This is a genomic window from Arthrobacter bambusae (genome assembly GCF_022606295.1).
GTDB lineage: Bacteria > Actinomycetota > Actinomycetes > Actinomycetales > Micrococcaceae > Arthrobacter > Arthrobacter bambusae_A.
The window spans coordinates 196341-203693 of record NZ_JAHHZS010000005.1; the positions used below are offsets into that span (position 1 = coordinate 196341).

The 7353-nt window shown below is 64.0% G+C and carries 7 protein-coding genes; 2 read left to right on the forward strand and 5 right to left on the reverse strand.

Translation table 11 applies throughout. The features are described from left to right. Nucleotides 1-9 precede the first annotated feature (9 nt). The 4 genes from KNN17_RS05620 to KNN17_RS05635 all read right to left on the reverse strand — a co-directional run bounded on the left by KNN17_RS05620 (nucleotide 10) and on the right by KNN17_RS05635 (nucleotide 4527). Nucleotides 10-837 (reverse strand): carbohydrate ABC transporter permease, encoded by an 828-nt coding sequence (locus tag KNN17_RS05620; RefSeq protein WP_372489627.1) that lies wholly within the window; start codon nucleotides 835-837, stop codon nucleotides 10-12. Between the two features lie 47 nt (nucleotides 838-884). Further along, nucleotides 885-1811, reverse strand: coding sequence for a carbohydrate ABC transporter permease (locus KNN17_RS05625; protein ID WP_241707831.1), 927 nt, complete (start codon nucleotides 1809-1811; stop codon nucleotides 885-887). A gap of 3 nt (nucleotides 1812-1814) precedes the next feature. Further along, a complete protein-coding gene (locus tag KNN17_RS05630) occupies nucleotides 1815-3170 on the reverse strand; it encodes an extracellular solute-binding protein (protein WP_241707832.1) in 1356 nt (451 codons plus the stop codon). Nucleotides 3171-3273: 103 nt separating this feature from the next. Beyond that, a complete protein-coding gene (locus KNN17_RS05635) occupies nucleotides 3274-4527 on the reverse strand; it encodes an ROK family protein (protein ID WP_241707833.1) in 1254 nt (417 codons plus the stop codon). Between the two features lie 128 nt (nucleotides 4528-4655). Here KNN17_RS05635 and KNN17_RS05640 point away from each other — a divergent pair, with 128 nt between their 5' ends. Then, complete coding sequence (locus KNN17_RS05640) at nucleotides 4656-5567, forward strand: aminoglycoside phosphotransferase family protein (RefSeq protein WP_241707834.1); 912 nt, start codon at nucleotides 4656-4658, stop codon at nucleotides 5565-5567. Here KNN17_RS05640 and KNN17_RS05645 read toward each other — a convergent pair. After that, on the reverse strand, nucleotides 5564-6703 hold the full coding sequence (locus KNN17_RS05645) for a class I SAM-dependent methyltransferase (RefSeq protein ID WP_241707846.1): 1140 nt from the start codon (nucleotides 6701-6703) through the stop codon (nucleotides 5564-5566). The two genes, KNN17_RS05640 and KNN17_RS05645, sit on opposite strands and share 4 nt — an antisense overlap. Before the next feature lie 209 nt (nucleotides 6704-6912). Between KNN17_RS05645 and KNN17_RS05650 the strand changes: the two genes are divergently transcribed. After that, on the forward strand, nucleotides 6913-7290 hold the full coding sequence (locus KNN17_RS05650; protein ID WP_241707835.1) for a cupin domain-containing protein: 378 nt from the start codon (nucleotides 6913-6915) through the stop codon (nucleotides 7288-7290). The last annotated feature ends 63 nt before the right edge of the window (nucleotides 7291-7353 follow it).

Below are 7353 nucleotides of genomic sequence, written 5' to 3' on the forward strand. Positions count from 1 at the left end.
CCTGGCTGCTCAGCCTTTCATCGCGCCCGAAAGCGCGAACGCGCTGCCGGAGCCCCTGGCGACCACCGTGTAGAGGATAAGCACCGGGACGGAATACAGGATGGAGAACGCGGCGAGTTCTCCGTAAGCGATGGCTCCATGCTGGCCAAAGAAGCTGAAAACGGACACCGCGGCCGGCTGTTTGGAGTTGGACAACAACAGGATGAACGGGACGAAGAAGTTCCCCCACGCCTGGATGAAGACGAAGATGAACACCACGCCCAGACCTTGCCTCATCAGCGGCAGGACGATTCTCCGCAGCGTGGCCAGTCCGGAGGCGCCGTCCATCCAGGCAGCTTCCTCCAGCTCCAGCGGCACGGAGTCCATGAAGTTCTTGGTCATCCAAATGGCCATGGGCAAGGTGGTGGTTGCCATGAAGAAGATGGTTGCCGGCATCGAGTCCAGCAGTTGCAACTGCACGAACAGCCCATAGACCGGCACCATGATTGCCGTGACCGGGAGCGAGGTTCCGAACAGGATCGCATAGAGGAACGGCTTGTTGAAGCGCGATTGGTAGCGGGACAGCGGATAGGCCGCCAGGACGGCAGCTGCCAGGTTTACGACGGCGGTCCCGGCGGAGAGCAGGAAGCTGTTCGCGAGCGGCTGGAACAGCAGGCCGGGCGTCAGTACGGCGGCAAAATTCGCGAACGACGGCGATAGGGGCCACCGCGTCTCGTATCCGGCGTGCGGATCGACGGAAGCAAGAAGCAGCCACGCAAGGGGCAGCACGAAGCACACGCCGATCACGGCCAACGCCGCATTCGCGGCCAAGCGGACGCGGAGCCGTCCCCGGCCCACCGCCGTCGGGCGCTTCCCGGCGAGCAGCGCAGCGCGGCGCAGGGAGGTCACGGTTTCGCCCCCCGGATCAGCCTGACGTACACGGCCCCGAAGACCATGCCGATCAGGATCAGGACCGAAGCGATCGCGGTGCCGTATCCGATGTCTCCGAGCTTGAAGGCTTCCTGGTACGCCAGTACAGGGAGGGTGGTGCTCGCGTTGGACGGACCACCCCCCGTCATCACCCAGATGAGGGTGAATACCGCGAGCGTCTGCAGGGTGATGAGCATGAGGTTGGTGGCGATGCTCCCGCGGATGATCGGAAGCGTGATGAAGGCCAGGCGTTGCCAACCCCTGGCGCCGTCCATGAGGGCGGCTTCGGAGATGTCGCGCGGGACCTGGGAAAGCGCGGCCCTGTAGACCAGCATCGAGAACGCGGTGCCGCGCCAGACATTGGCCAGGACGACCGCGGCCATGGGAAAGGCATAGAGCCAGTTGGTGCCCTGGACACCGAACAGTCCCAGAAGCTGGTTGAGCGTCCCGTCCTGGCTGAAGTACGCGTAGGCCGCGAAGGCCGCCACGATTTCAGGCAATATCCAAGAAGCGACCACCACCGTGCCCACGAGCGAAGCGGTGGCTCCCCCGGATCGGGTCATCAACAAGGCGATGCCCAGGCCCAGGGCGTTCTGTCCGAGGATCGCGGACGCGATAACGAAGACCATCGTCAGCCATGCCGAGAGCGGGAAGACGGAATCCGTCAACATCCGGGCGTAGTTGTCCAGGCCGACCCATTGAGGGTTCAGGGCCGCCTGGCCGGACAACGCGGCGTTGGTGAAGGAGGCATAGAAGGACCACGCCACAGGGGCCAGCATGAAGAAGCCCAGCAGCACGATTGACGGAACAACCGGCAACAAGCGGAGCCTGCGACGCAGAGTCCTTTGGATGGGGGTTCTGCGCCGGAGGGAACTGCGGCTGAGGGAATCAGGGACTGCCATGCGTCATTTCTGCATGACCTTGGCGTCGCCGACGAGTTTCTTGACCGAGGCGTCGTATTCGGCCGCGGCCTCTGCCGGGCTTTGCTTGCCGGTGATGACCGCCTCAGTGGCTTGTTGGACGGCGAGGGAAATCTTCGGATAGTCGGCTGTTGCCGGACGGTAGTGCGTCACTCCGACCAGATCGGAAACAGCCTTCACGAACGGGTTGGCCGCTTGGTAACCGGGATCGGACGCGACATCGGTGCGGACCGCGATCTGGGAGTTGTTGACGTCGAAGGCCAAGGCATTCTTCTTGTTCAACGCAGTGGTCAGGAACTTGAAGGCCAGGTCCGGGGCCTTGGTCTTCGCGCCGACGGCAAGCGTCCAGCCACCGGACATGCTCACCCCACCGGGGTCCTGTCCGAACTGGGTGGGGAACGTGGCTACTCCCATATCCTGCGTGTAGCCGGCCCATTCATATGAACCGCCCTTCTGCCAGAACGATGGTGCGTAGGAGCCTTCCACGGTGGCGCCCATTTTGCCCTGCGGCAGCCACTGGCCAAAGACTTTCTTCCACACATTCGCATCGAGGGCGTCGGCCGGTGTCACGGAAAGCTTCTCATCGTAGAGGGTCTTCAGGAACTGGAGTGAATCGGTGAATCCCTTGGAGCCGAGCACCCACTTCTTGTCGCTCTCCGAATACAGGGAGCTGCCCGTTCCGTAGAGCAGTTCGTAGAAGCTCTGCATGACGGTTCCCTCACCGGTGCCGGTTCCGGCGTACATGCTGAAGGGAATCACGCCGGGATCCGCGGCCTTCATCTTGCGGGCCGCGGCGAGGATGTCATCCCAGGTCTTCGGCTGCCAGGGCACGGGTATGCCGGCCTTCTGGAGGACAGTCTTGTTGTACCAGATCGCCCTGGTATCAGTGCCGAGCGGGACGGCGTAGATACTGCCGTCGTCACCGCGCCCCGCAGCTTTGGCGCCCTCGTTGAACTTGGACCACTCGTCCCACGAGGCCAGCTGCGAGTCGAGTTTCAGCAAGTATCCGGCGTCGACGTCCGAGCGGACCTTGAAGGTGTCCTCGTAGAAGACGTCCGGAGCGGTGTCGGGGGAACGTTGGGCCAGCGCGAGCTTGGTGCCATAGTCGTCGTCGTTGGCCTGGATGGGCTCCAGGTCCACGGTGACGCCCGCGTTTGCTGCTTCGAATTCCTGCTTGGCGTCCTGGAAGACCTTGTCCAGTGCGGTGAAGGAGTCCGTCTTTTGATAGACGATCTTGATGGTTTGCTTGCTTGTGGCTTGCGGTTGGGCAGAGCAGGCTGCCGAGGCCAAAAGGCCTACGACGCCGAGCAGTGCTGCTCCGATCCGGACTGGGCGACGCATGACGCTCCTTCTTCAAGCGGCTGCAGCCCCCACACTTCAGCTGGCCCAGCCTGTTGCCAATATTGATAAATGCAGCCCTGAGACACAGGACGTGGTGAAGGCCTCAGCCTTCCAAGAGAAGCCGCTGGGCGCGCGGCGCAAGCGTGTGTTCAAGGACCAGGCAGGCCGCACCGATCGCGCCGACGTCTTCGCCCACTCCGGTCCCGACAACTTCGATGCCGTGGATGCTGTTGGCGGCACTGTTGGCCGCGAGCAGGGGAGGTATGCGCTCCAAGTAGCGTTCCGCCATGCGGCCCCAGAACGGGCCGCCGAAGACGACGCGTTCGACGTCGAGGGTGTTGGTCACCACCGCAACCGCTCGGGAAACCAGCACCGCCGACTTATCGATGATCGCGATGGCGCGTTCGTCACCTGCATCCGCGGCATCGCAAAGCCGGGCAAAGCCTTCCTGCACTTCCGGGCCCTCGGTGCCTTTGCGGCCACCGTTCAGGACACCTTGCTTTTCGGCTTCGGCCACGAGGACCTGCGGAATACAGGACGACTTGACGCATCCACGAAGGCCGCAATCACATTCCGGGCCGTCCGGATCCACAATGATGTGTCCGATTTCGCCGGCGTTGCCGGATGTTCCCCGGACAACTTCGTCGTTCAAGACGATGCCGCAACCGATGCCGGTACCCATATACATGAAGATGAAACTTCCGGTGCCGCTGGCCCCACCCGCCCAGGTTTCGGCGACCGCCGCGCTGGTGACGTCCTTGTCCACGAGGGTCTCAAGTCCGGTGGCTTCGGCGAGGGCATCCCTCAAGTGCACCCTGTCCCACCCTGTCATCAGGGGCGGATCGACGACGGTGCCCTCATCAAGGTCGATCGGGCCGGGCGCCGCGACGCCAAGTCCCGCGATCTTCCCGGTATCAACACCGGAATCTTCGATCAGCGCCTTGATTTCCTCCGCTATGGCGGCGATGACGCGCTGTGGATTGCTCCCCGTCGGGGTGGGAATCCTGGAGTGCTTCACGACGTCGCCCACCAGGTCCAGCACCACGGTGGTGATGACCGCGGGGTCAAGGTGCACGCCAAGCGCGTACATTCCGGAAGGATTCAGGCGCAGAATGGTGCGGGGCTTGCCCGGACCGCTCCCTTCCTTGCCTGCCTCGATAATGAGTTGTTGATCCAGGAGGCGGCGCGAGATGTTCGAAATAGTCTGCGGTGAAAGGCCGACGATTTGGGCAAGCTCCACGCGGCTCAGTCCACCTGATGAGCGCCTGATGGCGTCGAGAATGACGGTCAGGTTGAAATCCCCCATGCGTGGCAGATTGGTTCCGCGCCTCGGAGTCGGCTGCCGGATCTCAGTCACGGATTCCCCTAAAATCATTCGAATAATGCTGTTGCATTTGCATCGTACGGCACGTGTGCTTGTCCCGGTATGCCCACACGCTGCCCGGGCGTAACGGACGCCGATATTGCTGATGGGAGGCCCGGAATATGGCACTGATGCCGCAGGCCGAGCTCGACGTCACCGCGCGGTTGGTGAGGAATCTACTCGAGGAGCAGCTGCCACGGCTCCCGGACCTTCCGTTGGAACTGGTGGCCAATGGCTGGGACAACGTCATGTACCGGCTCGGCGAGGAGTGGGCCGTCCGCCTGCCCCGCCGGGAGGCGGCAGCACAGTTGATCCTGCATGAGCAGCAATATCTCCCCGAATATGCCAGGCGTTCCCCTGTCCCGCTCCCCATCCCCATCCACTTGGGGCGGCCGTCCGTGGACTTCCCATGGCCGTGGAGCGTGACTCCTTGGTTGAAGGGACTCCCGGCCGTGCTGGTTTCCCAGGAGTCGCGGAACGCGGCGGCCGCGGACCTGGCCACGTTCCTCCTCGCCATCCATGTCCCGGCCACCCCCGGCGCTCCCGTCAATCCCGTGCGCGGGGTGCCTTTGGCAGCCAGGTCGGACGCGGTCATGGACAGGCTCCGCGATTCCAGCCGCTATCCCCAGGCGGAGCGGTTGCGGAGGCTCTGGTCCGAAGCTTGCGCCGCCCCGCTGTGGGACGGCCCGGGGCTGTGGCTGCATGGAGATCTCCACCCGGCGAATGTCCTTGTGCGGCCCGACGGCCGGCTCGCCGCCGTCGTCGACTTCGGAGACCTCGGAGCCGGGGATCCCGCCGTCGATCTCGCCGTGGCGTGGTTGATGTTCGACGGCGGTGCGCGGCATCGTTTCATGGCGGCCTTCGGAACCGCCGTGGATGCCGCGACGTGGGCCCGGGCCCGCGGATGGGCCGTGGTCCTCGCGACGGCGATGGTCAGTTTCTCGGATGACAATCCGGCGATGGCGGGAATCGGGCGCTTCGGGGTGGAGCAGCTGCTGTCGGAGCGCTGCTCACCGAACCGGGCGGGCGCCTAGCGTTTGATGCTGCGTGTCACGGTGAATTTCGGGTTGCGGCCTATTTCGGTGGTGGGGCCAATGAGCCTTTCCAGCGCAGCGCGGTACTGCAAGTGGCTGTTGTAGACAGTCCAGAGTTCGCCGCCGGGAGCCAGGACCCGCGCTGCGGCGTCGAACATCTTCGTGGCCGCGCCTGCATGGACGCTGGCGCCGAGGTGGAACGGCGGGTTCAGCAGGATGAGGTCGGCGCTGCCCGGTTCGAAGGTGGACATGGCGTCGTCATGGACTACCGTGATGCGATCTGCCAGACCGTTGGCTGCCACCGTTGCCCTGGCGGACGCGACGGCTGCCGCAGATTGGTCCGTCGCTGTAACCCGGGCTTCGGGACGGTTCCTGGCGTACATCGTCGCGAGGATCCCGGTCCCGCAGCCAAGGTCTACTGCGTGTCGGGCTTCGGGGATCCTGTCCAGGAAGCCCAGGAGGAAGCGCGTGCCGATATCCAGCTTGGTGCCTGAAAACGCACCCCCGTGGGCACAGACTGTCATGCCGAGCTCTGTGTTCTGCTCCGAGACCGGGAAGGGCTCCGGGGCGTCCGGCCGCTTGGGATTGATGGCGAGCAGCACACGTGACTTCCGCTGCGCAAGCTGTGGCTGCACGGACTCGAAGTTGCGTTCCAGGACGGCGTTCATGCCCAGGGTCATGTGCTTGACGCGTCCCCCGGCGAGGAGGACGGCTCCCGGCGCCGCAAAGCGGGCAACGGCGTCGACGATTTCCTCCAGTTCCGCGAGGGCCTTGGGGAGCTGCACGATCACCAGTCCGGCGCCGTCGAGCAACCCGGCACCCAGCTCGAACTGATCGAAGCGGCCGGCCAACCCGGACGCGTCCGCGTTCCGTTGCAGCGCGAGCCTGCCGGCGTAGAGATCCTGGGTCACGCGGACGTGCCCGACGCCGAGGGCCGCTACGGCGCCCAGGGTCAGGGCCCCGTAGCGGTCCCCGATCACAGCGACGCGGGTTTCCTGGCTGGGCACGTACCTTGCTGCGGTCTCAAGGAGGAGCCGGTCGGTGGCGTCGTACGCCTGCAGGTTCCCTGCCTCGACGTCGGGGAAGCGGCGCAGGGTGCCGAACAGCGTCTCAAGGGTTTCATCCAGCTCGGTCAAGGTCACGGTGCACCAATCTATCCCCCTCGGGAACCCTCGACAACATAGTGGTGGCGGAGGAAGGTAGAGATTGCAAGTAATCGACCGTCTGACCGCTGCCGTCGGCACGGCACACGCCGCCAGCAGCCCGGACACCAGGGTCCGCTGCGAAGGGCGAGCCACGTCGCGGACCTGGAAGACCAGGCTCCCACTCCCCTTGTGAGCAGATCATGACCGTCAACCTCGTCACTCAGCTTGAAGTAAAGTCGCACAACTCCCCTGATGAAATTCGCCGCCCGGACAAAACCGTGGTGGAAAACGTCACCGTCGGTGACTACACGATCGGCCGCCTCAGCTTCGAGCCAGGCTGGAGCTGGTCGGACTGCATCAAACCGGTGGTCCACACCGATTCCTGCCAGCTCAACCATGTGGGTTACTGCATTGCCGGATCATTGGAAGTCGAGACCATCGACGGCAAGAAGATCAGCATCTCCAAAGGAGATTCATACACCATCCCGCCGGGACACACTGCCTGGGTTGTAGGCGACGAGACCTACTCGGCCATCGAGTTTGTCAGCGCAGCAGAATACGGAGTCAAGCCCGACTAGCACGGACCCAACTAGCTCGCAGTTGATGTCGTTTTGAGGGCTGAAAACGACGTTAACTGCGAG

What these genes read in the sequence shown, in the direction of transcription:
- KNN17_RS05625 (WP_241707831.1), bottom strand. Translation starts at nt 1,811, where the DNA reads ATGGCAGTCCCTGATTCCCTCAGCCGCAGTTCCCTCCGGCGCAGAACC.
- KNN17_RS05630 (WP_241707832.1), bottom strand. Translation starts at nt 3,170, where the DNA reads ATGCGTCGCCCAGTCCGGATCGGAGCAGCACTGCTCGGCGTCGTAGGC.
- KNN17_RS05640 (WP_241707834.1), top strand. Translation starts at nt 4,656, where the DNA reads ATGGCACTGATGCCGCAGGCCGAGCTCGACGTCACCGCGCGGTTGGTG.
- KNN17_RS05650 (WP_241707835.1), top strand. Translation starts at nt 6,913, where the DNA reads ATGACCGTCAACCTCGTCACTCAGCTTGAAGTAAAGTCGCACAACTCC.